At 67.3% G+C, this 26,353-nt stretch carries 24 protein-coding genes; 16 read left to right on the top strand and 8 right to left on the bottom strand.

Annotated elements, in window-relative coordinates; genetic code table 11:
* Nucleotides 1–56: 56 nt before the first annotated feature.
* From B6S44_RS30100 to B6S44_RS21100, 5 genes are all read left to right on the top strand, one after another.
* On the top strand, nt 57–185 hold the full coding sequence (locus B6S44_RS30100) for a hypothetical protein (RefSeq protein WP_282568193.1): 129 nt from the start codon (nt 57–59) through the stop codon (nt 183–185).
* Nucleotides 182–760 carry a TRAP transporter small permease gene (locus B6S44_RS21115; protein ID WP_129158812.1) on the top strand — a complete coding sequence of 193 codons (579 nt, stop codon included), beginning with the start codon at nt 182–184 and terminating at the stop codon, nt 758–760. Before B6S44_RS30100 ends, B6S44_RS21115 begins: the two co-directional genes overlap by 4 nt.
* Nucleotides 761–763: 3 nt before the next feature.
* Nucleotides 764–2,170 carry a TRAP transporter large permease gene (locus B6S44_RS21110; RefSeq protein WP_129158811.1) on the top strand — a complete coding sequence of 469 codons (1,407 nt, stop codon included), beginning with the start codon at nt 764–766 and terminating at the stop codon, nt 2,168–2,170.
* A 276-nt stretch (nt 2,171–2,446) separates the two neighbouring features.
* A complete protein-coding gene (locus tag B6S44_RS21105) occupies nt 2,447–3,670 on the top strand; it encodes a class I SAM-dependent methyltransferase (protein WP_465246128.1) in 1,224 nt (407 codons plus the stop codon).
* Between the two features lie 109 nt (nt 3,671–3,779).
* A complete protein-coding gene (locus B6S44_RS21100; RefSeq protein ID WP_248309675.1) occupies nt 3,780–5,243 on the top strand; it encodes a lyase family protein in 1,464 nt (487 codons plus the stop codon).
* A gap of 7 nt (nt 5,244–5,250) precedes the next feature.
* Here B6S44_RS21100 and B6S44_RS21095 read toward each other — a convergent pair whose 3' ends face one another.
* Entirely contained in the window at nt 5,251–6,390 is a 1,140-nt protein-coding gene (locus tag B6S44_RS21095; protein ID WP_129158810.1) for a citrate synthase family protein, read from the bottom strand.
* A 96-nt stretch (nt 6,391–6,486) separates the two neighbouring features.
* On the opposite strand from B6S44_RS21095, the gene B6S44_RS21090 reads away from it, so the two are divergent.
* A complete protein-coding gene (locus B6S44_RS21090) occupies nt 6,487–7,563 on the top strand; it encodes a citrate synthase/methylcitrate synthase (RefSeq protein ID WP_129158809.1) in 1,077 nt (358 codons plus the stop codon).
* Between the two features lie 174 nt (nt 7,564–7,737).
* Here B6S44_RS21090 and B6S44_RS21085 read toward each other — a convergent pair whose 3' ends face one another.
* The 5 genes from B6S44_RS21085 to hutI all read right to left on the bottom strand — a co-directional run bounded on the left by B6S44_RS21085 (nt 7,738) and on the right by hutI (nt 13,638).
* Nucleotides 7,738–8,316 carry a HutD/Ves family protein gene (locus B6S44_RS21085; RefSeq protein WP_129158808.1) on the bottom strand — a complete coding sequence of 193 codons (579 nt, stop codon included), beginning with the start codon at nt 8,314–8,316 and terminating at the stop codon, nt 7,738–7,740.
* 162 nt (nt 8,317–8,478) lie between these two features.
* Nucleotides 8,479–10,146, bottom strand: a complete 1,668-nt coding sequence (gene hutU, locus B6S44_RS21080) for a urocanate hydratase (RefSeq protein WP_129158807.1) — start codon at nt 10,144–10,146, stop codon at nt 8,479–8,481.
* Nucleotides 10,143–10,952: an N-formylglutamate deformylase gene (hutG, locus tag B6S44_RS21075; RefSeq protein ID WP_129158806.1), complete on the bottom strand. Its 810-nt coding sequence runs from the start codon at nt 10,950–10,952 to the stop codon at nt 10,143–10,145. The genes hutU and hutG overlap by 4 nt, the downstream gene beginning before the upstream one ends.
* A complete protein-coding gene (gene hutH / locus B6S44_RS21070) occupies nt 10,949–12,475 on the bottom strand; it encodes a histidine ammonia-lyase (RefSeq protein WP_129158805.1) in 1,527 nt (508 codons plus the stop codon). The genes hutG and hutH overlap by 4 nt, the downstream gene beginning before the upstream one ends.
* Entirely contained in the window at nt 12,472–13,638 is a 1,167-nt protein-coding gene (gene hutI, locus B6S44_RS21065) for an imidazolonepropionase (protein WP_248309690.1), read from the bottom strand. The genes hutH and hutI overlap by 4 nt, the downstream gene beginning before the upstream one ends.
* A gap of 158 nt (nt 13,639–13,796) precedes the next feature.
* On the opposite strand from hutI, the gene B6S44_RS21060 reads away from it, so the two are divergent.
* Nucleotides 13,797–15,164 carry a formimidoylglutamate deiminase gene (locus B6S44_RS21060; RefSeq protein ID WP_248309674.1) on the top strand — a complete coding sequence of 456 codons (1,368 nt, stop codon included), beginning with the start codon at nt 13,797–13,799 and terminating at the stop codon, nt 15,162–15,164.
* 13 nt (nt 15,165–15,177) lie between these two features.
* On the top strand, nt 15,178–15,927 hold the full coding sequence (gene hutC / locus B6S44_RS21055) for a histidine utilization repressor (protein WP_129158802.1): 750 nt from the start codon (nt 15,178–15,180) through the stop codon (nt 15,925–15,927).
* A gap of 103 nt (nt 15,928–16,030) precedes the next feature.
* Here hutC and B6S44_RS21050 read toward each other — a convergent pair whose 3' ends face one another.
* The gene (locus tag B6S44_RS21050) at nt 16,031–16,294 is read right to left on the bottom strand and encodes a glycine zipper domain-containing protein (protein WP_129158801.1); all 264 of its coding nucleotides are present in this window, start codon (nt 16,292–16,294) and stop codon (nt 16,031–16,033) included.
* A 397-nt stretch (nt 16,295–16,691) separates the two neighbouring features.
* Between B6S44_RS21050 and B6S44_RS21045 the strand changes: the two genes are divergently transcribed.
* From B6S44_RS21045 to B6S44_RS29440, 5 genes are all read left to right on the top strand, one after another.
* A complete protein-coding gene (locus B6S44_RS21045) occupies nt 16,692–17,063 on the top strand; it encodes a PRC-barrel domain-containing protein (RefSeq protein WP_206735198.1) in 372 nt (123 codons plus the stop codon).
* A gap of 231 nt (nt 17,064–17,294) precedes the next feature.
* On the top strand, nt 17,295–18,191 hold the full coding sequence (locus B6S44_RS21040; protein ID WP_129158799.1) for a transglutaminase-like domain-containing protein: 897 nt from the start codon (nt 17,295–17,297) through the stop codon (nt 18,189–18,191).
* Between the two features lies 1 nt (nt 18,192).
* Entirely contained in the window at nt 18,193–19,143 is a 951-nt protein-coding gene (locus tag B6S44_RS21035) for a diacylglycerol/lipid kinase family protein (protein ID WP_129158798.1), read from the top strand.
* 43 nt (nt 19,144–19,186) lie between these two features.
* Nucleotides 19,187–19,882 (top strand): phosphatase PAP2 family protein, encoded by a 696-nt coding sequence (locus tag B6S44_RS21030; protein ID WP_164985899.1) that lies wholly within the window; start codon nt 19,187–19,189, stop codon nt 19,880–19,882.
* A gap of 72 nt (nt 19,883–19,954) precedes the next feature.
* Complete coding sequence (locus B6S44_RS29440; protein ID WP_164985898.1) at nt 19,955–20,107, top strand: hypothetical protein; 153 nt, start codon at nt 19,955–19,957, stop codon at nt 20,105–20,107.
* A gap of 9 nt (nt 20,108–20,116) precedes the next feature.
* On the opposite strand, the gene B6S44_RS21025 is transcribed toward B6S44_RS29440, so the two are convergent.
* Nucleotides 20,117–21,331, bottom strand: a complete 1,215-nt coding sequence (locus B6S44_RS21025) for a polyhydroxyalkanoate depolymerase (RefSeq protein WP_129158796.1) — start codon at nt 21,329–21,331, stop codon at nt 20,117–20,119.
* Nucleotides 21,332–21,474: 143 nt separating this feature from the next.
* On the opposite strand from B6S44_RS21025, the gene B6S44_RS21020 reads away from it, so the two are divergent.
* The 3 genes from B6S44_RS21020 to B6S44_RS21010 all read left to right on the top strand — a co-directional run bounded on the left by B6S44_RS21020 (nt 21,475) and on the right by B6S44_RS21010 (nt 26,348).
* On the top strand, nt 21,475–22,131 hold the full coding sequence (locus tag B6S44_RS21020; protein WP_129158795.1) for a glutathione S-transferase family protein: 657 nt from the start codon (nt 21,475–21,477) through the stop codon (nt 22,129–22,131).
* 122 nt (nt 22,132–22,253) lie between these two features.
* Nucleotides 22,254–23,699 (top strand): aldehyde dehydrogenase family protein, encoded by a 1,446-nt coding sequence (locus tag B6S44_RS21015; RefSeq protein WP_129158794.1) that lies wholly within the window; start codon nt 22,254–22,256, stop codon nt 23,697–23,699.
* 243 nt (nt 23,700–23,942) lie between these two features.
* Complete coding sequence (locus B6S44_RS21010; RefSeq protein ID WP_129158793.1) at nt 23,943–26,348, top strand: glucosaminidase domain-containing protein; 2,406 nt, start codon at nt 23,943–23,945, stop codon at nt 26,346–26,348.
* Nucleotides 26,349–26,353 lie beyond the last annotated feature (5 nt).

Genomic DNA, 26,353 nt, shown 5'->3' with positions numbered 1-26,353 from the left:
CTTTCGGAGCAGGCCGCAGGGCCGGCTCTGGAACCGATGCACGTCGCCCCTCCGTCATGGTCGGGCTTGTCCCGACCATCCACGTCTTTGCTTCGCTGATCGAGCGCGGCGTTCAAGACGTGGATGCTCGCCACAAGGGCGAGCATGACGGCTGGAGTGATGCCGAAGTGAAGAGCGAGCCATGACGACGACGCCGGAAATCCATACCCAAGTCACCAGCGAGGAGATCGCCCACGTCTTCGACGAGGCGCCGCCGCCAGCCGACCTTTCCGGCTATGGCCTCGAGGACTGGGTGACGCTCGCCGCCTTCTGGCTGATGGTCGCCTGCGTCGTGGCGCAGTTCTTCACCCGCTATGTCCTCAACGACAGCTTCGCCTGGACCGAGGAGATCGCGATCTACGCGCTGATCGTCGTGGTCTTCCTCGGCTCCGCGCTCTGCGTGCGCGCCTCGCGCCACATCCAGGTCGACTTCCTCTACCGTTATTTGTCGCATGGCGCCGGCCGGGTGCTCTCGACCTTCGTCGACATCGTGCGCATCGGCTTCTTCGCCTACGGCACGGTACTGACGCATCGCTATGCCGAGCTCATCCCGGACGAGATGATGACGACGATCCAGTTCCCGAAATCGGTGGTGTTCTACGCCGTCGTGATCGCCTTCGCCCTGATGACGCTGCGGGCGATCCAGGTCGCCTGGCAGAACTGGCGCCGCGGCTATTCGGTGCTGGAGCGTCCCTCGGCCTTCGACGGCTCGGAGGCCTGACCCATGCTGATCCTGCTTGGAAGCTTCCTCGGCCTGATGATCCTCGGCGTGCCGGTCGCCATCTCGATGGCCGTCGCCTCGCTCGCCTTCATCCTCGTCTCCGGCACCGTGCCGGACGTGATCCTGGCCCAGCGCATGATCGCCGGCGTCGAGAGCTTCCCGTTGCTCGCGGTGCCCTTCTTCATCCTCGCCGGCAACCTGATGAACATCGCCGGCGTCACCGGCCGCATCTACGCCTTCGCCGTCGCCCTCGTCGGCTGGATGCGCGGCGGTCTTGCCCAGGTCAACATCATCGGCTCGGTGATCTTCTCCGGCATGTCGGGTACCGCGATCGCCGATGCCGCCGGCATCGGCACGATCGAGATCAAGGCGATGAAGGACCACGGCTATTCGGCCGAGGTCGCCGTCGGCGTCACCGCGGCGTCCGCCACGCTCGGGCCGATCATCCCGCCCTCCTTGCCCTTCGTCATCTACGGCATGATGTCGAACACCTCGATCGGCGCGCTCTTCCTCGGCGGCGTCATCCCCGGCGTGGTGATGACGCTGTTCATGATGCTCACGGTCGCGATCTTCGCCCGCATCTACAAATGGGGGTCGGACACGGCATTCTCGCTGCGCGACCTCGGTTCGGCCGGCATCGAGGTGCTGGTCGTGATGGGCTTCCCGGTCCTGGCCTACGGGCTGGTCTTCGCCGGGCTCGATCCCAACCTCGCCATCGGCATCGCGCTCGCCGTGCTGCTGGCCATGGACTACTACTTCAACTTCTCGGCCGTGATGGCGCTGATGACGCCGGTCATCCTGATCGGCGGCATGACCATGGGCTGGTTCACGCCGACGGAGGCGGCCGCCGCGGCGGTGATCTGGTCGCTCTTCCTCGGCCTGGTGCGCTACCGCTCGATGACCATGCGCAGCCTGACCAAGGCGACCTTCGACACGATCGAGACCACCGCCTCGGTGCTGTTCATCGTCACCGCCGCCTCGATCTTCGCCTGGCTGCTGACGGTGTCGCAGACGGCCCAGCTGCTCTCCGACCTGATCCTCGGCTTCACCCAGAACAAATGGGTGTTCCTGATCCTGGTCAACCTGCTGCTGCTGTTCATCGGCTGCTTCCTCGACACCATCGCGGCGATCACCATCGTCGTGCCGATCCTCCTGCCGATCGCACTCAAGCTCGGCATCGATCCGATCCATTTCGGCCTGATCCTCACGCTCAACCTGATGATCGGGTTGCTGCACCCGCCGCTCGGCATGGTGCTGTTCGTGCTCTCGCGCGTCGCCAAGCTCTCGGTCGAGCGCACCACCATGGCGATCCTGCCCTGGCTGATCCCGCTCTTTGCGGCGCTGATCGCGATCACCTTCATCCCGGAGCTGACGCTCTGGCTGCCGCGCACCATGGGCATGATCAGATAGGGCGCGCTGGAGCATCGGAGCGAAAAGTGGATTCCACTTTTCGGGGAAATCCGATGCTGAAACGAAGAGCTGGATCGCCACTTCGCGTCCGGTAGGACGCATGGCGATCTGGCGGCGGCTGGCGAAAATGGCCCGCCGTCCCCATTTTTCCTGTCAGGAGGCTGACAGCTGCGGCATGCGGCGGGCGTGTATCGGCCCTGCGCCGAACCCTCTGTTACGCTGCCGCGGGTGATTGCCATCTTTGATGGCGAAGGGGCACTGCCGCGAGGTAGAGCCATGCGGGCGCTGATTGCGAAGATGTTGTCCCGGTTGGTCCGGGAACCCAGGATTGACGTCGTATTCGCCGATGGATCGCTCCATTCGGCCGGGCGAGGTTCGGCGCCCGCGATCACCTTGCGTATTGCCGACCGTGAAACCGAATTCAAACTGGCCCTCGATCCCGAGCTCGCGCTCGGCGAGGCGGTGATGGATGGCCGCGTCATCGTCGAGCGCGGCACGATCTACCAGTTGCTCGAGACGCTGGTCTGCGGGCTGTCGCGTCAGCCGCCTTCGGCTTTAGCCGGGACGCTGACCAAGCTGCGCACGGCGGTCAGGCGGCTGACGCAGCACAACACCCCGGCCTGGGCCAGGCGCAACGTCCATCACCATTATGACCTGAAGAGCGAGTTCTTCCGGCTCTTCCTCGATGCCGACCAGCAGTACTCCTGCGCCTTCTTCGAGCATCCGGGCGCGACGCTGGAGGAGGCGCAGGCCGCCAAGAAGCGCAGGATCGCGGCGAAGCTGGCCCTGAAGCCGGGCCAACGCGTGCTCGACATCGGCTCCGGCTGGGGCGGGCTCGGCCTCTCGATCGCGCGCGAGACTGGCGCCAGGGTGACCGGCATCACATTGTCCGAGGAGCAGTTCGCCGCTGCGAGCAAGCGGGCGGAGGAATCGGGACTGCCGGTCGAGTTCCGCCTGCAGGATTATCGCGCCGTCACCGAACGTTTCGACCGCGTCGTCTCGGTCGGCATGTTCGAGCATGTCGGCGTCGGCTACTACCGCGACTACTTCCGCAAGGTCCGCGAACTCCTGGAGGATGACGGCGTCGCCCTGATCCACACGATCGGCCGTAGCACGCCGCCCGGCGCGACCAACCCGTTCATCGCCAAGTACATCTTCCCCGGCGGCTATATCCCGGCGCTGTCGGAGGTCACTGCGGCGATCGAGCAGGAAGGGTTGATCATCACCGATGTCGAGGTGCTGCGCCTGCACTATGCCGAAACGCTCAAGGCCTGGCGCGAGCGCTTCCTCGCCCATCGCCAGGAGGCCGTCGCGATGTATGACGAGCGCTTCGCGCGGATGTGGGAGTTCTACCTCGCCGCCTCCGAAGCGAGCTTCCGCTATGACGGCCTCGTCGTCTTCCAGCTCCAGCTCGCCAAGCGGCTCGGCACGCTGCCGATCACGCGGGACTATATGAGCAAGAAGGGCAGGGCTGCCGGGACGATCGACCGGGCAGCCTGACCGCGCGATTGAGCTACTGCCATGCCCCCGCTAGGCTCCGGCCCGGCGGGGATACCAGCGGAGGTCGATCGTGCGATCATCGATGATTGCGCTTGCGGTGGCAGCGCAGATGTCAGCTCTTCCAGCCCTTGCCCAGGAACGCCAGCCTCGCGACGAGTTCTTCTGGCTCGGCGAGATCAACAAGGCCACGGCCGTGATCAACACGGATGAAGGCCTGCTCGACAAGGCGCTGGCGCCGCGCATCGCGGCCGGTCTCGGCAAGGTGCTGCAGGAGGGCGCCAAGCCCGGCGCGAAGCGGCCCGCGACCGTGATCAGCTTCGAACCGCTGCGGATCGCGGCCGCCGGGCAGGAAGTCACGCTCCTGCATGCCGGGCGTTCGAGCCAGGACATGCATGCGACCTATCGCGCCGCGATCCTGCGCGACGACATGCTGGCGCTCGCCGACCAGCTCAACCGCACCACGGCGACGCTGGTCGGGCTGGCGGAAAAGCACGCTGCGACCATCGTGCCGAATTACACCAACGGCGTCGCGGCCCAGCCGAACAGCCTCGGCCACACCCTGCTCGGCCATGCCGCCGGGCTCGAACGCGATGCCCAGCGCATTCGCGAGGCTTATGCACGCATCGACCGTTCTGCCATGGGCACGACCGTGCTCAACGGCACGAGCTGGCCGCTCAACCGCAAGCGCATGGCCGATTATCTCGGCTTCGCGGCGATCGTCGACAACGCTTATGACGCCGGCCAGATCTCCTCGGCCGAGCATCCTGTCGAGGCGGGCGCCATCGTCACCAGCATCGCCCTCCATGCCGGCGCCTTCGTCGAGGACGTCATGAGCCAGTATGCCTTCGCGCGGCCCTGGATGCTGCTGCAGGAGGGCGACGGCAACACCTATGTCTCCAGCGCGATGCCGCAGAAGCGCAATCCCGGCCTGCTCAACACCACGCGCCAGCAGGCCTCGACCGCGCTCTCGCTCGCGATGGGAGCCGCGATCCAGGCTCACAACATCACCCCGGGCATGAGCGATCCCAAGGACGTCAGGCCCAACAGCGCGATGGTGAAGAGCGCGGCCACCGTGCTCGCCAATTGGGATCGTATCCTCAAGGGGCTGGTGATCAGCCCTGAGCGAGCGCTGGAGGAGCTGAACAGCGACTGGACCGCCTCGCAGGAACTGGCCGACCTCCTGATGCGCAAATACAGGCTGCCCTTCCGCGTCGGCCACCACTTCGCCTCCGAGGTCGTTACCCACGCCAAGGATCACGATATCAGGCCGCTCGATTTCCCCTATGCCGAGGCCAAGCGGATCTATGCCGCGGCGGTCAAGGGCACGGAGTATCCGGCCGAGCTTCCGATCAGCGAGGCCGAGTTCCGCGCGGCGCTCGACCCCGTCGCGATCGTGCGCAGCCGTGCGACCGTCGGCGGTCCGCAGCCGGCCGAGATGGAGCGGATGCTGGCGGCGGCCAAGGGCCGGATCGCGGAGCAGGGCGCCTGGATCAAGGAACGGCGCGAGAGGATTTCCACATCGCTTGGAAGGCTCGACAAGGATTTCGAGGCGCTGCGTGCGCAGGCGCAGTAGCGCATTCTCAGGCGGGCGCCGGACCGACATAACGGGCGCGCGGGCGGATGAGCCGGCCGGTCTCGTTCTGCTCCAGCGCATGGGCGAGCCAGCCGGTGCAGCGCGCCGCCGCGAAGATCTGGAATGGAGCCGTCTCCGGCAGGGAGAGCTTGGCCGCCAGCGCTGACAGGGCGAAGTCGATGTTCGGCTCTTCCCCCGTCAACGCCGCGATGGCGGCCTGCGCCTGCGCATAGGCGGGCGGCGGCTCGAATGCCGCGAACAGCGCCCGCGCCCGGGGATCGCCGTCGGGATAGAGCGGGTGACCGAAGCCGGGCAGCTTGGCGCCGGTCTCCAGCCTTGCCGCCAGCGCAGCCTCCAGCCCGTCGCGCTCGATCTCGCGCATCAGCGCGAGCACGCGCGGCGCGACGCCGCCATGCAAGGGACCGGAGAGCGCAGCGAGCCCGGCCATGGCGCAGGCGGCGAGCGAGGCGCCGGTCGAGGCGGTCACGCGGGCCGCGAAGGTCGAGGCGTTGAGCTCGTGGTCTGCGAGCAGGACGAGCGCCCGCCGGATCGGCTCGGCGCCTTCTGTTTCGCAGCCCCACGCCCGGGCCAGTCGGGCATGGATCGGGCCGTCGCCCGGTCCACCGGCGATGGCGTCGACCAGCGTGTCGAGCACAGCGGCGGCTTCGAGATAGAGCGCCTTCTTGGCTCGCCCGACCATTGGCCGGTCGGTCGCGGTCCGCGCCGCGATCACCGCGAAGACGCGCGACAGCGGCTCGCCAGGCGGCACGATCGTCGCCAAAGGCGGGAAGCGCTGCGTGCCGCAATCCCAGAGCAGGCGCGCGATATCCTCCAGCTTGGCGCTCTCGGCCAGGCGCGTCGCATCCTGCCCCCGATACCAGAGCCCGCCGCGCTCGATCGTGGTGATGCTGGAAGACAGCACCGGCTCGCCATAGGCGATCGCATCCTCGGCGATTGCGGCGGGGCGCCGGCCGCGCGCCTTGCGATGCTCCAGCCGGGCGACGTCCTCGGCGCGGTAGAGGCTACGGCGCGAATCCCCGGCATCGCCGCGGGCCTCGATCAGCCCGCGGCTGACATAGGCGTAGAGCGTCTGCGGCTTCAGGCCGAGCCGCGCCATCGCTTCCTGTGCCGTCAGCCAGTCCTGCATCGCCCTCTGCTCGATATATTGATTATATTGTTCAAGATTGATTCTAGCAGTGCGGAGGCCGATCCTCAAGGCGAATGCTTTTGAGGAGTTCAGCTCATGTCCGATGGTCTCGATGACGTCGTCGCCGCCCATACCGTGCTCTCGGAGGTCGACGGCGCTTCCGGTCGCCTGGTGATCCGCGGCCACAGCCTCGCCGAGCTTGCCGGCCGAACCAGCTTCGAGGAGATGGCGGCGCTGATGTTCGACGGCTTGCTGCCCGGCCTGCCGCAGAACCGCAAATTCTCCGCGGCACTCGGCCAGGCTCGTGCCGATCTCTTCGGCATCGTCGAGCGCACCGCGCTTGCGGACGGTCTTGGACCAGTCGAGGCGGTTCGCGCCTGGACCGCGCAGATCGCCGACGGCGAGGGGCCCGAGACGGCGCTGAAGCTGCTCGCGGCGCCGGCCGTCTTCACCGCCGCTGCGGTCCGCAAGCGGCGCGGGCTTGCGCCGATCGCTCCCGATCCGGCGCTGTCGCAGGCGGCCGACACGCTGCGCATGCTGCGCGGCGAGGTGCCGACTGCGGCGCAGGCCGCGGCGCTCGACACCTATCTCGTCACTGTCGCCGATCACGGCCTCAACGCCTCGACCTTCGCGGCGCGCGTCGTTGCCTCGACGCGGGCCGGGTTGGTCTCGGCCGTGCTGGCCGGGATCAGCGCCTTGAAGGGCCCGCTGCATGGCGGCGCGCCAGGGCCGGTAATCGAGATGCTCGATGCGATCGGCGAGCCGGCCAATGCCCGGCCCTGGCTGGAAGACGCGCTCGATCGCGGCGAGCGGCTGATGGGCTTCGGCCACCGCATCTATCGCGTCCGCGATCCGCGCGCCGATGCGCTGAAGCAGGCGATTGCGAAGCTCGGCGCCGATGCCGGGCGCCTGCGCCTTGCCGAGGCGGTCGAGCAGGCGGCGCTCGCCATCCTGCGCGAGCGCAAGCCCGGCCGCTCGCTCGAGACCAATGTCGAATTCTACACCGCGCTGCTGCTCGAGGCACTCGGCTTCCCGCCCGAGGCCTTCACTTGCGTCTTCGCGCTCGGCCGCACCACCGGCTGGCTCGCCCATGCCCGCGAGCAGATCGAGACCGGCCGCCTGATCCGGCCGCAATCGGTCTATGTCGGCCCGCAGCCGCGTCAGGCGGCTTGACAGGCCAGGCTGCCCGGTGGGCGATGGCAGAAGGGCCAAGCGCGGGATCCCCTCTCCTGTAAGGAGAGGGGTAGGGGTGAGGTGTAGGCGGCCCGACCAGTTGCGTGAGCGCTGACCGCGGATGTGTTGAGGCTCGCGATATCCCTCCCGAACACCTCACCCTGCCCTCTCCTTTCAGGAGAGGGTTCCCCGCGCCTCCATCGTCAACCCAACCGCGTAAAGCTCCGCCTCACCACCACTGACGACCAGCTCGATGTGCCCCGGCGCGTCCAGGACCGCGCTGTCGCCAGCGGCGAGCTTCGCTCCATTAACCTGCCAGTCGCCCTTGCGGGCGACCAGCACCAGCAGGCCTTCGGTCGCGTTGAGCGAGCCTGCGCCCAATACGCGCTCCACCTGATGCCGCCAGCGGCCGCGCCGGGACATCACGTTGAGATCGTCGATCGGCCCGCTGGTCAGAAGCCCGTCGACCGCCCGGTCGGCGGCGAAGGGGCAGGGCGCGCTCGTGCAGTCGAGCCTGACGCGCTCACCATCGCCGAAGGCCAGCGTGATCCCGGCGCCGGTCAGCACCGACAGCGTCCGGTCGATGCCGGGGAAGGACGAGAACGGCCCGTCCTGCCCGACATGGGCCATGCTGATGCGCCAGTCGAAATCGCTCAGTGAGGCGCCTTCCGGCGCGACCGCGATCTCGGTGGTCGTCCCGCCGCCGTTCTTCCACGGCATGACCAGGCAGTCGGCGGCGCGGATGATGCGCATGGAACGGTCCTTCGAATTCAAGCAGCCACCTTTGTCATTCCGGGGCGCCCGAAGGGCGAACCCGGAACCCACGACGGGGTGCAAAGTGATGGTCAGGTCGGACTCGCCCAGTCGTGGGTTCCGGGTTCTCCGCTGCGCGGAGCCCCGGAATGACACGTGGGTTCAGCCCAAAATCCCCGGCAGCTTCAGGCCCTTCTCCCGGGCGCAGTCGAGCGCGATGTCGTAGCCGGCATCGGCATGGCGCATCACGCCGGTGGCCGGGTCGTTCCAGAGCACGCGCTCCAGGCGCTTGGCCGCTTCCGGCGTCCCGTCGGCGACGATGACCACGCCCGAATGCTGCGAATAGCCCATGCCGACGCCGCCGCCATGGTGCAGCGAAACCCAGGTCGCGCCGCCGGCGGTGTTGAGCAGGGCGTTGAGCAACGGCCAGTCGGAGACGGCGTCCGAGCCGTCCTTCATCGCTTCTGTCTCGCGGTTGGGTGAGGCGACCGAGCCGGAATCGAGATGGTCGCGGCCGATCACGATCGGCGCCTTGACCTCGCCCTTGGCCACCATCTCGTTGAAGGCGAGGCCGAGCCGGTGCCTGTCACCGAGGCCGACCCAGCAGATCCGCGCCGGCAGGCCCTGGAACTGGATGCGCTCGCGCGCCATGTCGAGCCAGTTGTGCAGGTGCTTGTCGTCGGGCAGCAGTTCCTTGACGCGCTGGTCGGTGCGGTAGATGTCCTCCGGATCGCCCGAGAGCGCGGCCCAGCGGAACGGGCCGATGCCGCGGCAGAACAGCGGGCGGATATAGGCCGGGACGAAGCCGGGGAAATCGAAGGCGTTGTCGACGCCCATATCCTTCGCCATCTGGCGGATGTTGTTGCCGTAGTCGAGCGTCGGCACGCCCATCTTCTGGAAGTCGAGCATCGCCTTGACATGTTCGGCCATCGACTTCTTGGCAGCTTCGATCGTGCCGGCTGGGTCACGCTCACGGCGCTCTTCCCATTCCTCCAGCGTCCAGCCGGCAGGCAGGTAGCCGTTGAGCGGGTCATGGGCCGAGGTCTGGTCGGTGACGACGTCGGGGCGGATGCCGCGGCGGACCATGTCGGGGAAGATCTCGGCGGCGTTACCGAGCACGCCGACCGAGACGGCCTTACCCTTGGCATGGGCGGCCTCGATGATCTTCAGGGCTTCATCGACGCTGTCGGCCTTCTCGTCGAGATAGCGGGTGCGCAGGCGGAAATCGATGCTCGACGGCCTGCACTCGACGGCGATCATCGAGGCGCCGGCCATTGTCGCGGCCAGAGGCTGGGCGCCGCCCATGCCGCCGAGCCCGCCGGTCAGGACCCATTTGCCCTTGAGGCTGCCGTTGTAGTGCTGGCGGCCGACCTCGACGAAGGTCTCGTAGGTGCCCTGAACGATGCCCTGCGTGCCGATATAGATCCAGGAGCCGGCCGTCATCTGGCCGTACATCATCAGCCCGAGCTTATCGAGATGATGGAAATGCTCCCAATTGGCATAGGCCGGGACGAGGTTGGAATTCGCGATCAGCACGCGCGGCGCGTCCGGATGGGTCTTGAAGATGCCGACCGGCTTGCCGGACTGGACCAGCAGGGTCTCGTCAGCCTCGAGCGAGCGCAGCGAGGCGCAGATCCGGTCGAAATCTTCCCAGGTGCGGGCGGCGCGGCCGATGCCGCCATAGACCACGAGCTCGCCCGGCTTCTCGGCGACATCCGGGTCGAGATTGTTCATCAGCATACGCAGCGCGGCTTCCGTCAGCCAGGACTTGGCGCTGCGCTCATTGCCGTGGGGCGCGCGGATGACGCGGCTGTTGTCGATGCGGGTCATGGCTTGCTCCGTTCGAGCTGGGTGGCGGCGGCGAGCGCGGCCTCGATCATGGCGGAAAGGGTGGCTTGCAGGCTGGCGGCCTTTGCCGGGGCGAAGGTCCAGGGCGCGGCTTCATCGTCGAGATAGGCCGAGAGCGCGATCTCCATCTGGAGCGCGTGCACGCGTTCGGCCGGGCGGCCGTAATGCCGGGTGATCCAGCCGCCCTTGAAGCGGCCGTTGACGACCTGGCTGAAGGCGCTGCCGGCCATCGCCGCGGCTGCGGCGGCCTCGACGGAAGGCGCGGCGCTCGCGCCCGAATTGGTGCCGAGATTGAGCGTCGGCAGCGTGCCCGGGAACAGGCGCGGGATCACAGATTTGATCGAGTGGCAGTCCCAGAGCAGGCAGAAGCCGTGCTGCGCCTTGGCGTGCGCGATCTCGGCGGCGAGCGCTGCGTGATAGGGCTTGAAGTAAGCCTCGCGCCGGCGGGTGATCTCGGCTTCGTCCGGCGCGGTCTGCCAGATCGGCGCGCCGTCGAAGGTCGTGGTCGGCACGAGCTCGGTCGTCGCCTGGCCGGGATAGAGCGAGACGCCGGCGGGATCGCGATTGAGGTCGATGACGAAGCGCGACAATTGCGCCTCGACGATGCTCGGCTGGAAGCGCTCGGCGAAGCCGTAGAGCTGGCGCATATGCCAGTCGGTGTCCTCGACCAGCTTGCCGCGTGCATCGAGCTGCGTCGCGACCTCGTCCGGCAGGCCGGTGCCGAGATGCGGCATCGACAGCACCAGCGGCGAGGAACCGCGCGTGACGGAGACGATGTCGGCGCTCATGCGGAGAGCTCCGCGAAGCTGTCGACGCCGGCGGCCTTGCCGAGCGCGCCCGAGAGCACGAGTTCCGTCGCCGCCGCGAGATCGGGCGCGAGATAGCGGTCTTCGGTCAGCGGCGCGATTTTTCCGCGGATCAGCGCCAGCACCGGCTCGAGTCGCGGCGAGGTCTTCATCGGCTGGTGATGCTCGATCGCCTCGGCCGCGGCCATCAATTCGACCGCGATGATGCTCGCCGCGTTCTTCGCCATCTCGATCAGGCGGAAGGCGCCATGCGTCGCCATCGAGACATGGTCTTCCTGATTGGCCGAGGTCGGGATGGTGTCGACCGAGGCGGGATACGCCCTCTGCTTGTTCTCGGAAGCGAGCGCCGCGGCGGTCACCTGCGCGATCATGAAGCCGGAGTTGAGGCCGGCATCGCGGGCGAGGAAGGGCGGCAGGCCGCTCATCACCGGATCGACCAGCAGCGCGATGCGGCGCTCGGCGAGGTTGCCGATCTCGCAGACTCCCATTGCCAGCATGTCGGCGGCGAAGGCGACCGGCTCGGCGTGGAAATTGCCGCCCGAGACGATCTCGCCCGGCCCCAGCACCAGCGGGTTGTCGGTGACCGCATTGGCCTCGATCGCGAGCGTCGCGGCGACATTGGCGAGGAGATCACGCACCGCGCCCATCACCTGCGGCTGGCAGCGCAGCGAGTAGGGGTCCTGGACCTTGGAATCGCCGAAGCGGTGGCTCTCGCGGATCTCGCTGCCGGCGATCAGCTGCAGCAGCAATGCCGCGACCTTGATCTGGCCGGGCTGGCCGCGCAGCTGCTGGATGCGCGGATCGAACGGCGTGTCCGAACCCTTGAGCGCATCGACCGAGAGCGCGCCGGCGATCAGCGCCGCATCGAAGACGCGGGCGATGCTGGTGAGTCCGGCCAGCGCCAGCGAGGCCGAGACCTGCGTGCCGTTGATCAGCGCCAGGCCCTCCTTGGCGCCGAGCGCCAGCGGCGCCTGGCCGATGCGCTTCAGGGCGTCGGCGGCCGGCAGGACTTCGCCCTTCAGCCTGATCTCGCCGACGCCCATCAACGCGGCGGTGAGATGCGCCAGCGGGGCAAGGTCGCCGGAGGCGCCGACGGAGCCCTTGGCCGGCACGACCGGCAGCGCGCCGGCCTGGAGCGCGCCGATCAGCGCCTCGACCACGACGGGGCGGACACCGGAAGCGCCGCGCGCCAGGCTCGCCGCCTTCATGGCGAGGATCAGGGAAACGACTTCGTCCGGCAAAGCAGGGCCGGTGCCGACCGCATGCGAGAGGATGAGGTTGCGCTGCAGCTTGGCGAGATCGTTGTCGGCGATGCGGACGCTGGCGAGCTTGCCGAAGCCGGTGTTGACGCCATAGGTCACGGTGCCGGCGGCAACGATATCGTCGACGATCGCCTGCGCGGCGGCGATCGCGCCGGTGTCTGTGAGAGAGATGGTGGCGCCGTCGAGGACATGGCGCCAGTCGGCGAGGCGGGCCTCGCCGGGAGTGAGAGAGAGCGTGGTCATTGTCCGTTCCGGATGCGGGCGTGAAGCGGGTTGAAGCCGATGCGATAGGCAAGCTCGGCCGGGCGCTCGATCTCCCAGATGGCGAGATCGCAGGCCTTGCCGGCTTCGAGCGTGCCGATCTGATCTTGAAGTCCGAGGGCGAGCGCTGCATTCCGGGTCATGCCGGCCAGCGCCTCCTCCGGCGTCAGTCGGAACAGGGTGCAGCCCATGTTCATGGTCAGCAGCGGCGAGGTCAGCGGCGAGGTGCCGGGATTGGCGTCGGTGGCGAGCGCGATCGGCACGCCATGCTGGCGCAGCAGTTCGATCGGAGGCTTTACCGTCTCGCGCAGGAAGTAGAAGGCGCCCGGCAGCACCACCGCAACGGTGCCGGCCTTGGCCATCGCGATGACACCGGCCTCGTCGAGATGCTCGAGATGGTCGGCCGAGAGCGCGCCGAAGCTGGCCGCCAGCGCCGCGCCGCCGAGATTTGAAAGCTGCTCGGCATGGATCTTGACGGCTAAGCCCTTCGCCTTTGCGGCGGTGAAGACACGGGCCGTCTCCTCCGGTGAGAAGGCGATGCCCTCGCAGAACACATCGACGGCGTCGGCGAGCTTCTGTTCGGCGATCGCATCGAGCATCGGGCCGCAGACGAGATCGATATAATCGCCCGAACGGCCCTTGAACTCGGCCGGCACGGCATGGGCGCCGAGGAAGGTGGTCAGCACCCTGACCGGGCGCTCGCGCCCGAGCCGGCGGGCGACCGCCAGCACTTTGACCTCGCTGTCAGTGTCGAGCCCGTAGCCCGACTTGATCTCGACCGTGGTGACGCCCTCGGCGATCAGCGCAGCGAGGCGCTTGTCGGCGCTGGCGAAGAGCTGGTCTTCAGTTGCTGCGCGCGTCGCCTTGACGCTGGAGACGATGCCGCCACCGGCGCGGGCGATCTCCTCATAGCTCGCACCCTTCAGGCGCAATTCGAACTCGTTGGCACGATCGCCGCCATAGACGAGATGGGTGTGGCAATCGATGAGGCCGGGCGTGATCCAGCGCCGCGCGCAGTCGATCACCTCGGCGCTGCCGAAGGCGGGAGCCTCCGAGCGCGGACCGGCGAAGACGATGCGGCCGTCGCGGGCGATGACCACGCCGTCCTCGATCGCGCCATAGGGCGTGCCTGCATCGGCCGCCATGGTCGCGAGCCGGGCGTTGGTCCACACTCGGTTGCTGTTGGAAGGGGTCGTCGCCACGTCGCCTCCTCTCGACTTCATTCGCCTTATGGCTATGCTAGACAATTGCATATGCAATTAGCAAGCTTCATTTGCATATGCAATTAAACGAGGACGCCAGCGTGACCGGACATACGACACTGCATCTCGCCCAGGCGCTGCTGCCCGAGGGCTTCGCCGAGAACGTCACGCTGACGCTCGATCATGGAACGATCATGTCGGTCGCGGCGGGGCAGGCGGCGCCGGCCGGCGCGACCAGGCTCGCTGGTCTTGCACTGCCGGGCCTGCCCAATCTGCACAGCCACACCTTCCAGCGCGGCATGGCCGGCCTCGCCGAACGGCGCGGCGCCTCGGAGGATTCGTTCTGGACCTGGCGCGAGGTGATGTACCGCTTCCTCGATCGCCTGAACCCGGACGACGTCCAGGCGATCGCGGCGCAGGCCATGGTCGAGATGCTGGAAGGCGGCTTCACCGCGCTCGCCGAATTCCACTACCTGCATCATGACAAGGATGGCCGCGCTTATGGCGACATCGCCGCAATGGGCGCGGCGATCGCGGCAGCGTCCGAAGAGACCGGCATTGGGTTGACCTTGCTGCCGGTGCTCTATCGCTACGGCAATTTCGGCAGCGCGCCGGCCGCGCCCGGTCAGCGCCGCTTCCTCAACGACCGCGATGCCTATGCGCGCCTGATCGAGGGCAGCGAGAAGGCAGTCGCCAGCCTGCCCGATGCGCGCGTCGGCCTTGCTCCGCATTCGCTGCGGGCCGTGGCGCTCGAAGACCTGAGCTGGATCGCCGAGCTTCGCCAGAATGTGCCGCTGCACATCCATGTCGCCGAGCAGATCCGCGAGGTCGAGGACAGCCTCGCCATCACCGGCCGCCGCCCGGTCGAGCTGCTCATGGAGAACGTCGCGGTCGACCAGCGCTGGTGCCTGATCCATGCGACGCATCTGAGCGATGCCGAGCGCGACGCGATGGCGCTCTCCGGCGCGGTCGCGGGCCTGTGTCCGATCACCGAGGCCAATCTCGGCGACGGCATCTTCGATGGCGTGCGCTACCGCGAAAAGGGTGGGCGCATCGGCGTCGGCAGCGATTCCAATGTCGAGATCGGTGCCGGCGGCGAACTCCGCCTGCTCGAATATTCGCAGCGCCTGCGTGATCGGCGGCGTGCACTCTGGGCTGAAGCCGGCGTCTCGGCCGGCCTCAGGCTCTGGCAGGACGCCTGCGCCGGTGGCGCGCAGGCCTGCGGGCGCAGCGTCGGCGCGATCGCCGTCGGCCACCGTGCCGATCTCGTCACGCTCGATGCCGAGCATCCCGCCATCGTCGGCAAGGCCGGCGATTTCGCCCTCGACAGCGCCATCTTCGCCGCTCCCGCTTTGCCGGTCGCGGAGGTCGTCGTCGGTGGAAAGCCTGTGGTCAGCGCCGGCCGGCACATTGACCGCGCCCGCATCGCCGCGCGCTATGGTCAGGTGATCCGCAATCTCCTCGCCTGAGAGTCAGGGAGCTATGTCAGCCACACAGATCGATGCCGTGACGCTGGATGGAGCCGGTCCGCTCTATGACCAGATCCGTCGCGCCGTCCGCGATCTGATCCTGGCCGGCACCTGGCCACCGGGGACGGCGGTGCCACCCGAACACGCGCTGATGGAGCGGCTCGGTGCCTCGCGCATGACCGTGCATCGCGCGCTGGCGCAGCTTGCCCGCGAGGGACTGATCACGCGCCGGCGCCGCTCGGGCACAATCGTCGCAAGTCCGCCGACGAGCCACGCCATGCTCGACATCCTCTCGATCCCGCAGGAGGTTCGCGAGCTCGGTCAGGCCTACAGCTATCGCATCCTGCAACGGCGCGACGGCAAGGCGCAGCGCGAGGTTGCGGCGCGCTTCGAACTTCGCCGCTCCGTCGAGATCACGCACCTGACTTTGCTACACTTCGCCGATGGCAGGCCGCATGTGCTGGAGGACAGGGTGATCCACCTTGCCACGCTGCCGCAGGTCGCGGACGAAAGCTTCGCCGAGACCCCGCCTGGCGACTGGCTGCTCCAGAACAGCCTGTGGTCACAGGCCGAGCACGCGATCAGCGCCATCGCGGCGGAGCCGCAGGAGGCTGAGCTGCTGAAGATCGACGCCGGCGAGCCCTGCCTGCTGGTCGAGCGCCGAACCTGGAACCACGCCGACCCGATCACCGCCGTGCGATTGCTCTATCCCGGCGGTCGCCATCGATTCGTCGGCCGTTTCGGGCCCTATGGTGCGGTCTGAGCGGTAGGTTCACCCGAGCACAGCAAAACCATCCGGAGGAGGCATAATTCTGCCGTCCCCGGATGGCTTCGTCGCTGGTGTTCCTCGCAATGACGAGGAGCCTTTAGCAGGCGTAGCGGACGCGCCGGCCCCATTCGTCACGGCCATAGCAGATCTGGTCCGGCGAGGTCGCGTTGCCGATGATGGCGCCGCCGGCACCGCCGATCGCCGCGCCCGCCAGAGCGCCGCCGGCGCGCCCTGTCGCGGCACCGCCGATGAGGGCGCCCGCGCCGGCGCCGATCACCGCACCGGTCGCGGTTCGCTCTTCGCGGGGCGTGCAGGCGCCGAGCGCGGCGACCGCGGCGGCGACAAGTAGAAGCTTCTTCATCGGACGTTCCTTCCCTTTGTGGCAGGGCCGACGGCGTCGCGACGCGACAATGCAAGAACAAGCTTGGCAAGAACGAGCTTGCAAACGGCCATCGGCGTATCGGTCGCGGGTCGTGCGGCAGTGCCTTGGTGGCTTGCCGCCTGAAGCGTGTCGGCTGAAGCCGGACGCTCGATCCACCATCAAACCGCGCTTGCCGGCATTTGTTCCGCGCTCCGGCCGGCTGCGCCGGTTCCGGACACTCTCTGAACGCGCGGACAGTTCTCTTAGAGCCCGCCGGACAGCGCGATCTTTTTGTCCTGCGCGTTGGGAACCCGGCCGCTTCCGTCGGGTTGATGGAACGAGCCGGCTCGAAGGTCGGCCCGATAAGCTATTCATGGAGGGACCGATGAGTGCTACGATGACCGCAGCCTCTCATGCCGCCAACCCGCTGATCGCCGGCGCTCGCGTTGCCGGAACTGAAGTCTACAATACCGCCGCTGAGCATCTCGGCTCGATCTACGACGTCATGCTCGACAAGGCGACCGGCAAGGTCGCCTACGCGATCATGTCGTTCGGCGGCTTCCTCGGCCTCGGTGAGAAATACCACCCGATCCCGTGGAGCATGCTCGATTACGATGTCGAAAAGGGTGGCTATGTTGTGCCGCTCACTCGCGAGAAGCTCGAAGCTGCCCCGATGTACGGCGCCGATGGCGAGCCTGATTGGCACGACAAGGAATACGGCAAGCGGGTGCACGATTACTACGGCACGATGCCGTATTGGATGATGTGAGAGCGCGCCCCAGGGCCTGCGTTCCACACAAAGGCGCAACTCGCGGCGGTCGCTATCCCCCCAGCCGGATCGTCGTGATTGCGTGGTGCGGGCCGAAAGGTCCGCACCTTTTTTATGCGCAGATGTGCAGGGCAGGCAGGGAACTTCGAGGAGAGCAGAGCGTCATTGTGTGCCGGCTGGCACTGACCAGCCGCGGCGGGGCGGCTCTCTTCATGCAGTATCGAGGTCACCATGCAAATTCGTTACGGCTACCGCATAGAGCTCGTTTGCGAGCAGCCGACAGCGCTGCTCACGCTGCTCGATGTTCATCCCTCGCGCCGGCACGATCTGATCCGCCCGGACGAGATGCGCGTGGCGCCTGTCATGGCCCGGCCGGGGCCGATCGAGATCAGCCAGCATCTCGATCCGTTCGGAAACATCTGTCGCCGTTTCATTGCGCCGGCGGGTGGTGTCATGCTCGCATGCGAAGGCCTTATCCAGGATAGCGGCGAGCCCGATGCCGCCGACCCGGCCGCCTCCGAGGTCGCACCCGCCGAACTGCCCGATGCGGTACTGCCCTATCTGCTCGGCAGCCGCTATTGCGAGACCGACCGGCTGGCCGACACTGCCTGGCGGCTGTTTGGCCAGGTCCAGCCCGGCTGGGCCCGCGTTCAGGCCGTGACCGAATTCGTCCATAACCATGTCAGCTTCGGCTACGCTTTTGCGCGCAACACAAGGACCGCGGCCGAGGCCTTCGAGGAGCGTATCGGCGTCTGCCGGGATTTCGCCCACCTCGCGATCGCCCTATGCCGCTGCCTCAACATCCCGGCGCGCTATTGCAACGGCTATCTCGGCGATATCGGCGTCGTGCCCAACCCGGCGCCGATGGACTTCAACGCCTGGTTCGAGGTCTGGCTCGGCGGGCGCTGGCATACCTTCGATGCCCGTCACAACCAGCGCCGCATCGGCCGCATCGTCCTTGCTCGCGGTCGTGACGCGACGGACGTGCCGATGATCACCTCCTTTGGCCCGCACTGGCTGCGGCGCTTCGAGGTCGTCACCGAAGAGGTCGAGGAGGAGCCGCTGCGGCTTGCGCCGACGCCGACCCGCCTTGTTCCCGCCAAGAGAGACGCCCATATCGCCGCCTGACATGGCGAAACTGTCGGAACCGTCGCCCGAGCTCGAAACGCCGGCGCCAACGCGCCGCTTCCGCGTCATCGCCAACGCGCGCGCCGGTACGGTGCTGGAAGCAGGAGCCGACACCTTCTCGCGGCGGCTCGAGGCGGCATTCGAGGCTGTGGGTTGCCGGGCCGAGGTCGAACTGGTGCAGCCGCGCGAACTGCGGGAACGCTTGCAGGCCGCGGTTGCCGACGAAGCCGTGATTCCCGTCATCGCCGGCGGTGACGGCAGCATCAATGGTGCTTTGCCGGTCCTGACCGGCTGCAAACGGCCGGTGGGCGTGCTGCCGCTCGGCACGGTCAACGTGCTCGGCCGCGATCTCGGCCTCACCGGTACAGTGGAGCAGCAGATCGCCACGCTCTGCCAGGGCGAGCCGGTCTCGATGGATCTCGGCAGCGTCGATGGCCACCTGTTCCATTCGATCTCGGGCATGGGTTTTTTCAGCCTGATGGCGCGTCAGCGCGAATATGCCCGGCGCCGGTTTCCGTTCAGCCGCCTCGTCGCCTTCCTCTTCGCCGCGACGCGCGCGATCCTGTTCACGCGCCCCATCCGCATAGAGATGGAGATCGCCGGCGAACGCCGGCAGGTTGAGGCCGATGCGGTTCTGGTGACCGTCAACCAGTTCGACGGCGCCGAATGGCGTCGCAGCCGTCTCGACGGCGGCGAGTTCGAGGTCCATATCCTCGATACCGGCGGGCTGTTGTCGCGCAGCAAGGCCGCGATCTCGATGCTCACCGGCAGTTGGCGCGATTCCGGGAACCTCATCTCGTTGACCGGCACGGCGGTGACAATTACCCGTCGCGACAAGCGCCGCGGCCATGTCACCTTCGACGGCGAGGTCGAGCGCCGCGCCAGCCCGTTCGCCTATCGTCTGCTGCCAGGTGCGTTGCGCGTCATCGCAGCGCGCTCCCACGAGACCTGACCAGGCCCCCAATCATGGCCCTGCGCTTTCGGACGACGACCTGATGTTCCTGCTCCAGCCCCGCTTCCTTTTGCCCGTCGCCGCCGCCTTTGGTTTCCTGGGGCTGGCGATCTTCGTCGCCTTCGGCCGCGATTTCGCCTTAGACACCACCTTGGTGATGCTGTTTCGCGATGCCGCCGACCCCTCGCTGCCGATCGGCCCGGCCTGGGTGCGTGAGATGATGCGCGACCTGACCGCGCTCGGCAGCTTCGTCGGATTGGGTATCGCGACGGTGATCGCGGCGCTGACGCTGAGCCTTTGCGGCCATCGTCCGCTCGCGATCGGCCTGGTGGTCAACGTCCTCGCGGCGACGGGGACAAGCACGCTGCTCAAGCTCGCCTTCGGCCGCGAGCGGCCCGGCATCGTCGAGCATGCGGCGCTGACCTTCACGGCGAGCTTCCCGAGCGGTCACGCCTTCCTCTCGGCGGTGGTGCTGCTCGGCATCGCCGGCTTCGTCGGCATCGCCTCGCGCCGCGCCGACATCGCCCGGGTCTGCCTGTGGACGGCCTGGCTCCTGATCATCGCGATCGGGGTGAGCCGGATCTATCTCGGCGTGCACTGGCCGAGCGACGTGCTCGGCGGCTGGTGCCTCGGCGTCGCCTGGTCCGGCCTCGCCATCTTCCTGATCGGACGCTTCGCGGCTCGGACGGAAGCGAAGATGGCGCAGCTCACCGCGGCACGCGGCGAGCCCGCCATATGAGACGGGCCGGAACCAGACGATTGCGTCAGCGTTGATGGGCGCGCCGTTCTGGCGCCTGCAACGGAGTGCCTGATGACGCTGTCCCGGAATACGCTTGCCTTCCTGATCGGCTTGCTCGTCGTCGGCCTCGGAGCCGTCAGCTACGCGCTCTATCAGGAGAAGAAGCAGCCCGAGGGCGTCGAGATCTCGGTCGGCAAGAACGGCTTGTCGATCAAGGAGAAATAGGCTGGCCGCTCAGCTGTTCGCCAGGATCATGTTGCGGACGATCGGGTAGATCTGGCTCTCCCATTTGCGCCCCGAGAACACGCCGTAATGACCGACGCCGGCCTGCATGTGGTGGCGCTTGCGGAAGGGCTTGAGCCCGCGGCAGAGGTCGTGCGCCGCCGCGGTCTGGCCGAGCGAGCAGATGTCGTCGCGCTCGCCCTCGACCGTGAGCAGCGCCGTCTTGCGGATCGCGCCGCAATCGACGCGCTCGCCGCGATAGGTCAGCGTGCCGGCCGCCAGCCGCGCCTCCTGGAAGATCCACTGCACGGTCTCGAGATAGAATTCGGCCGGCAGGTCGAGCACCGCGAAATACTCGTCGTAGAAAGCCTTGATCGTCTGCGCCTTCTCGAACTCGCCGGCGGCGAGGTGAGTGAAGAGATCGATATGCGCGTTGACGTGCCGGCTCATGTTCATCGCCAGGAAGGCGCCGAGCTGGACGAAGCCGGGATAGACCCGGCGGCGGGCGCCCGGATAGCGCGCCGGCACGCTGGCGATCAGGTTCTTCTCGAACCAGCCGATCGGCTTGTCGCTCGCCAGCTTGTTCACCGCTGTCGGGTTGACGCGGGTGTCGACCGGCCCGGCCATCAGGGTCATGCTGCACGGCTGCGCCGGGTTGCCGGTCTGCGCCATAACTGCCGCTGCGGTGAGCACTTGCACACAAGGTTGGCAAACAGCGACGAGATGTGCCTCCGGGCCGAGCTGCTCCATGAAGCGGATCAGGTAGTCGACATAGTCGTCATAACCGAAGGGGCCGGCCTTAAGCGGCACGTCGCGGGCATTGTGCCAGTCGGTGATGTAGACGTCGTGATCCTGCAGCAGCGTTGCGACGGTGTTGCGAAGCAAGGTGGCGAAATGCCCCGACATCGGCGCGACCACCAGCACCTTCGACTGGGCGAGATCGCTGTCCTTGCGGAAATGCAGCAAGGTGCCGAAGGGCAGGGTCAGCGCCGCCTCCTCGGTCACCGGGACGTCGCGATTGCCGACGCGGGCGCTGGCGATGCCATAGGGCGGGCGCTCATGCGTGAGCCCGGCCCGCGTCACCATCTCGTAACCGGCGGCCGCGGCACGCAGGCTCAGCGGCTCGCCGAGCAGCGCGCGGCTGCCGAGCGTCACGATCGCCGCCTGGGCGAGCGCGCGAGCCGGGTCGAAGAGGTCGGACTGGGCCTGATAGGCGAGATAGAGCATCCGTCTGGCGATCCCGATCGTGCCGCGCGCCTGTATCAGGCGGTTTGCCCGTGCAATCGGCGTGCCCGCGCCGCCGCACTCGTGCCGGCGTCGCTGGAACGTCTCTTGCTACACCGGCTCTCCGAGCGCCGAGGATGCCGAGCATGCCTGCCACCACGCTGACCATCAGCAGCAAGAACTACTCGTCCTGGTCGCTGCGCGGCTGGCTGCTCTGCCAGCTCGCGGGTCTCGAGGTCGAGGAGATCATGCTCTCGGTCGACGATCCCTCGGCGCGGGCCGAACTGCTGCTGCTCTCGCCCTCCTTCCTGGTGCCCTGCCTGCGCCATGACGGCGTGGTGGTTTGGGACACGCTCGCGATCGCCGGCTATCTCGACGAGCTGAGGCCGCAGGCCGGCCTGCTGCCGAGCGAGGTCGGGGCGCGTGCCCATTGCCGCGCCATTTCCGGGGAGATGCATTCGGGCTTCGCCAATCTGCGCTCGGCTTTGCCGATGAACCTGAAGGCGCATTATCCCGGCTTCAAGCTCTGGGCCGGCGCCCAGGCCGATATCGACCGCGTCACCGAGATCTGGGGCGACTGCATCACCGCCTATGGCGGGCCCTATCTCTTTGGCGAACGGCTGACCATGGCGGACGCGATGTATGCGCCGGTCTGCCTGCGCTTCCTGACCTATGACGTCGGGCTCGACCCGCTCAGCCAGGCTTATTGCCAGACGATCCTGGGCTGGCCGGCGCTGCAGCGCTGGATCGCGGCCGCGAAGACCGAGCCGGACGAGCTCGAGGAGCTCGACGCCGAGTTCTGAGGAGCGGCCAGGGCTGAAATTTCAGGTTCTGCATGCGGACCTGCTCTTCGTGCATGGCGCGCGCCGGCCAAAGGCGCTAACACGGCCGTCCGTTGTCGAGACAAGCTCGGGAGGCCCTGCCCATGAATGCTCCGTTCAAGAACCTGATCGCCGGCGAGTGGGCCGCGTCGCAGAACGCCTCGCGCAACATCAACCCGTCCAACACCAACGACGTCGTCGGCGAGTATGCGCAGGGCTCGGTCGAGGACCTGAACAACGCGGTCGCCGCCGCCAAGGCTGCCTTCCCGGCCTGGGCCCGCACCACCCCGCAGGAGCGCTACGAGGTCCTGAAGAAGGCCTCCGACGAGATCCTCGCCCGCAAGGACGAGCTCGGCCGCCTGCTCTCGCGTGAAGAGGGCAAGACACTGGCGGAAGGCATCGGCGAGGCCGGCCGCGCCGGCCAGATCTTCGCCTTCTTCGCCGGCGAGTGCCTGCGCCTGGGCGGCGAGAGCATCCCCTCCGTGCGTCCCGGCGTCGGCGTCGAGGTCAGCCGCGAGCCGGTCGGCATCATCGGCATGATCACGCCCTGGAACTTCCCGATCGCGATCCCGGCCTGGAAGATCGCCCCGGCGCTGGCCTACGGCAATTGCGTCGTGATCAAGCCGGCTGATCTCGTCCCCGGCTCGGCCTGGGCACTGGTCGACATCATCCAGCGCGCCGGCCTGCCCAAGGGCGTGCTCAATCTGGTGATGGGCCGTGGCTCGGTCGTCGGCCAGGCGCTGCTCGAGCACAAGGACGTGCATGCGATCAGCTTCACCGGTTCGGTCTCGACCGGCCGCAAGGTCGCCACCGCCTGCATCGCCGGCAACCCGATGAAGAAGGTCCAGCTCGAGATGGGCGGCAAGAACCCGCTCGTCGTGCTCGATGACGCCGACCTCAAGACCGCGGTCGAGGCTGCGGTGCAAGGCGCTTTCTTCTCGACCGGCCAGCGCTGCACGGCGTCCTCGCGCCTGATCGTCCAGGCCGGCATCCATGACCGCTTCGTCGAGGCGGCGATCGAGCGGCTGAAGGGCGTCACCGTCGATGACGCGCTGAAGGCCGGCACCACGATCGGCCCGGTCGTCGACCAGAGCCAGCTCGACCAGAACCTGAAATACATCCAGATCGCCCGTGACGAGGGCGGCAAGCTCGCCTGGGGCGGCGAACTGCTCAATCGCGAGACGCCCGGCTTCTACCTGCAGCCGGCGCTGTTCACCGAGACGACCAACGCCATGCGCATCTCGCGCGAGGAGGTCTTCGGCCCGGTCGCCAACGTCGTCCGCGTCAAGGATTACGAGGAGGCGCTCGCCGTCGCCAACGACACCGAGTTCGGCCTGTCCTCGGGCATCTGCACGACTTCGCTGAAGCATGCGACGCACTTCAAGCGCAATGCCGAGGCCGGCATGGTGATGGTCAACCTCGCCACGGCGGGCGTCGACTACCATGTGCCGTTCGGTGGCCGGAAGGGCTCGAGCTACGGCCCGCGCGAGCAGGGCGCCTATGCCCGCGAGTTCTACACGACGGTGAAGACCTCCTACACGCTCGCCTGAGCCGGGCTTTCACGCAGGAAGCAAGGGCCGCGCCGCAAGCGCGGTCCTTTTTGTATCCAAGCACGGGCAAGCATTCGATCTGACCTAACCGAAGGAAAGAAGCGAATTTCAACGGTACCGGTCGCGGCTGATTAAGGCAATCGAGAGAGTTGACGACCTGTACGACGGCTGATTACGCAAAGATGCTTGCATTGGCTTCCTCGCTCGCGTCAGTATGCAACCATAGCGGGCGAGGAGGGGGTGATGGCGGCTATCGAGCTAACGCCCGATTTGTTGCGGCGGCTTGCGCGGCGCAACAATTTTCCTGTGCCCGACTCCGGCATGGTCTTCATCTGCATCCGCGGCGCGACGCCAGCTGATCTCGCCGACAACAGTTTCGCATCCAGTCGAACGATCCGTGAGATCAGTCTCGACTACGAGCATATGCGTTGCACCTTCGTGCAGTGGAAGCTCGATGACGGCACGCTGGCGCTCTTTGCAGGTTCGACCGTGCCGAACCGCAAATCGATCGACGCGGCTCTGGCTGGCAAGACCAAGGCCAATCAGGTGATTCCTGGCTGCTTTCGCTATGTCCGCGGTCGCCACAAGGGCAGTTCGCCCAGCGGGCATGACGCTTTCCGTCAGAACATCTTCCTGCCGGTGCAGCGAACCCGTGACGATGGCGACTTTGACCTTGCCGACGCGATCGACTTCGCTCGCAGCGCCAAAGCCGAGGAGTTCGTCTGGGACAATATCCATGCCGCCTACAACGACGATGCGGCGAAGCCGGGCTATTCGAGCGAGGGCTGCCTCGTAGTCTGCGGCTTCCCATCGACCACCAGCGGCAAATTCGTCGAGCGTGGGCCATGGAAGACCTTCCGCCGTAATGCCTACGATCAGACGGGCGGCCAGCAGGAATTCACCTGCATGCTGTTCGAGGCGGACGAGGTTGCTCGCGTCGCCGGCGCCAGGGATGGCGACCTGATCCAGCTCGTTCGCTACGGCTCGCGCGGCGCCCTCGTTGGCCAGGTCCAGGCGGCTCTGGTCAAGGCCGGTTTCGAGATCGGCACGCCTGACGACAAGTTCGGCCGGAACACGCTGATCGCGCTCTACGAGTTCCAGAAGCGGCTGTTCGACCAGCTGGGCGCTGATTGTGTCGTCGGCCCGGAGACGGCGAAGGCACTCGGCATCGAGATGCCGACATTGGCCGGCGGGCCCGCGCCCGGCGTCACCATCCGGCCGCAACCGTTGATGGATGAGGTCATCATCGTGAGGCCGGCGGGGATCGACCTTGCCAGCATCCCCGAGCGCTTCACCATCGAGGTCGTCAGGGCGGCGCAGGCCTCGCAGCGGAAATGGCGCGTGCCTGCCTCGATCACCCTGGCGCAATGGGCGCTGGAGAGCGCCTATGGCAAGCGTATGCCGGCGGGCTCGAACAACCCGTTCGGGATCAAGGCGCTGCCAGGCCAGAAGAGCGTTGCGGCGATGACCAAGGAGGAGATCGGCGGCAAGCTGATCTCGAAGCGGGAGCCGTTCCGCGTCTTCGACAGTCTCGACGAGGCCTTCATCAAGCATGCCGAGCTGCTCGGCACGAGCAAGCACTACGTCAAGGCGCGGATGTTCAGCGACGATCCCGATGCCTTCGCCGATGCGCTGACCGGCATCTATGCGACCGATTCGCTGTATGGCCAGAAGCTCAAGTCGATCATGCGTAAGAACGATCTTTACCGGTTCGATCTGGACGGGGCTGGTCCGTCGGTCGCGGAGGAGCCGATCATCATCTTCCGAGAGAGCGTTGCGAGCGAGTTCCTCCAGATCGGGATGAGCGGCAAGCGCGTCACCGAATTGCAGCTGGAGCTGGTGCGCCTCGGCTATGGCGTCGGCGATGTCGACGGCAAGTTCGGCACGCTGACCCGTGGCGCGCTGCTGGAGTTCCAGGCTGACAACGAAGTGCCCGCGACGGGCGTTGTCGATCCGCCGACGCAGCGTGCTTTCGAGATGCCGGCCGAGCGCCCGCTAGCGCCGGCTCGCACACAGGCGACGGAACAGGATCTGGCCAACCGTGGCTCGCGCATCATCAAGGATGCCGGCATGGGCCGGATTGCGAGCTGGATCACGGCGGCTTTCGGCGCGCTAGGCATCGGCAACAGCGCGGTGGTCAACGCGGTTGGCACGACCGGCCCCAGCGGCCAAGCCGGCAATGCGCTGTTTCCCTTCCTGGTGGACGTGCAACGGTTGAGCGAGGCCGGCCGGGCGACGACGGCTGAACTCGCGAGGCTGGCCGGAGAGGCCAAGACACTGCGCGAGGGCCTCGGCAGCGGGCTCTCGCCAGAAGCGGTACAAACGGTGCAGCAGATTCGCGGCTTGCTCCCGCAGGAGTTCGTGGCGCGGTTTCCGGAGTTGCGGCAGTTCCTGGACGCGGTCAACAGCGCGGCGGTGGCCAAGCCTGCCGCCTCGAACGTGTTCGAGCTGCTGGCCGGCAGCCTGCCGGCCGGCGGCGCGCTGCATAGCGTGGTCCAGGTGCTCGGTACTGTCGGGAGCAGCATGATCCCTGGGTTCGGCGGCTCGGCGGCGGTGCTGGGCCTCGGGCTGCTCGGCCGACATCTCGCCAACCGTATCGCGGCGGCAAGGCTCGAGGACCATCGGACCGGGATGAATATCGCGCGCTGACGGGC

Origin of the sequence: Allobosea sp. Tri-44 (genome assembly GCF_004123845.1) — a bacterium.
GTDB lineage: Bacteria > Pseudomonadota > Alphaproteobacteria > Rhizobiales > Beijerinckiaceae > Allobosea.
This window is presented reverse-complemented; position numbering and strand designations above follow the sequence as displayed.

Coding starts and splice junctions, on each gene's coding strand:
- B6S44_RS30100 (WP_282568193.1), top strand. CDS start 57: ATGGTCGGGCTTGTCCCGACCATCCACGTCTTTGCTTCGCTGATCGAG.
- B6S44_RS21115 (WP_129158812.1), top strand. CDS start 182: ATGACGACGACGCCGGAAATCCATACCCAAGTCACCAGCGAGGAGATC.
- B6S44_RS21110 (WP_129158811.1), top strand. CDS start 764: ATGCTGATCCTGCTTGGAAGCTTCCTCGGCCTGATGATCCTCGGCGTG.
- B6S44_RS21105 (WP_465246128.1), top strand. CDS start 2,447: ATGCGGGCGCTGATTGCGAAGATGTTGTCCCGGTTGGTCCGGGAACCC.
- B6S44_RS21100 (WP_248309675.1), top strand. CDS start 3,780: ATGTCAGCTCTTCCAGCCCTTGCCCAGGAACGCCAGCCTCGCGACGAG.
- B6S44_RS21095 (WP_129158810.1), bottom strand. CDS start 6,390: ATGCAGGACTGGCTGACGGCACAGGAAGCGATGGCGCGGCTCGGCCTG.
- B6S44_RS21090 (WP_129158809.1), top strand. CDS start 6,487: ATGTCCGATGGTCTCGATGACGTCGTCGCCGCCCATACCGTGCTCTCG.
- B6S44_RS21085 (WP_129158808.1), bottom strand. CDS start 8,316: ATGCGCATCATCCGCGCCGCCGACTGCCTGGTCATGCCGTGGAAGAAC.
- hutU (WP_129158807.1), bottom strand. CDS start 10,146: ATGACCCGCATCGACAACAGCCGCGTCATCCGCGCGCCCCACGGCAAT.
- hutG (WP_129158806.1), bottom strand. CDS start 10,952: ATGAGCGCCGACATCGTCTCCGTCACGCGCGGTTCCTCGCCGCTGGTG.
- hutH (WP_129158805.1), bottom strand. CDS start 12,475: ATGACCACGCTCTCTCTCACTCCCGGCGAGGCCCGCCTCGCCGACTGG.
- hutI (WP_248309690.1), bottom strand. CDS start 13,638: ATGGCGGCCGATGCAGGCACGCCCTATGGCGCGATCGAGGACGGCGTG.
- hutC (WP_129158802.1), top strand. CDS start 15,178: ATGTCAGCCACACAGATCGATGCCGTGACGCTGGATGGAGCCGGTCCG.
- B6S44_RS21050 (WP_129158801.1), bottom strand. CDS start 16,294: ATGAAGAAGCTTCTACTTGTCGCCGCCGCGGTCGCCGCGCTCGGCGCC.
- B6S44_RS21045 (WP_206735198.1), top strand. CDS start 16,692: ATGACCGCAGCCTCTCATGCCGCCAACCCGCTGATCGCCGGCGCTCGC.
- B6S44_RS21040 (WP_129158799.1), top strand. CDS start 17,295: ATGCAAATTCGTTACGGCTACCGCATAGAGCTCGTTTGCGAGCAGCCG.
- B6S44_RS21035 (WP_129158798.1), top strand. CDS start 18,193: ATGGCGAAACTGTCGGAACCGTCGCCCGAGCTCGAAACGCCGGCGCCA.
- B6S44_RS21030 (WP_164985899.1), top strand. CDS start 19,187: ATGTTCCTGCTCCAGCCCCGCTTCCTTTTGCCCGTCGCCGCCGCCTTT.
- B6S44_RS29440 (WP_164985898.1), top strand. CDS start 19,955: ATGACGCTGTCCCGGAATACGCTTGCCTTCCTGATCGGCTTGCTCGTC.
- B6S44_RS21025 (WP_129158796.1), bottom strand. CDS start 21,331: ATGCTCTATCTCGCCTATCAGGCCCAGTCCGACCTCTTCGACCCGGCT.
- B6S44_RS21020 (WP_129158795.1), top strand. CDS start 21,475: ATGCCTGCCACCACGCTGACCATCAGCAGCAAGAACTACTCGTCCTGG.
- B6S44_RS21015 (WP_129158794.1), top strand. CDS start 22,254: ATGAATGCTCCGTTCAAGAACCTGATCGCCGGCGAGTGGGCCGCGTCG.
- B6S44_RS21010 (WP_129158793.1), top strand. CDS start 23,943: ATGGCGGCTATCGAGCTAACGCCCGATTTGTTGCGGCGGCTTGCGCGG.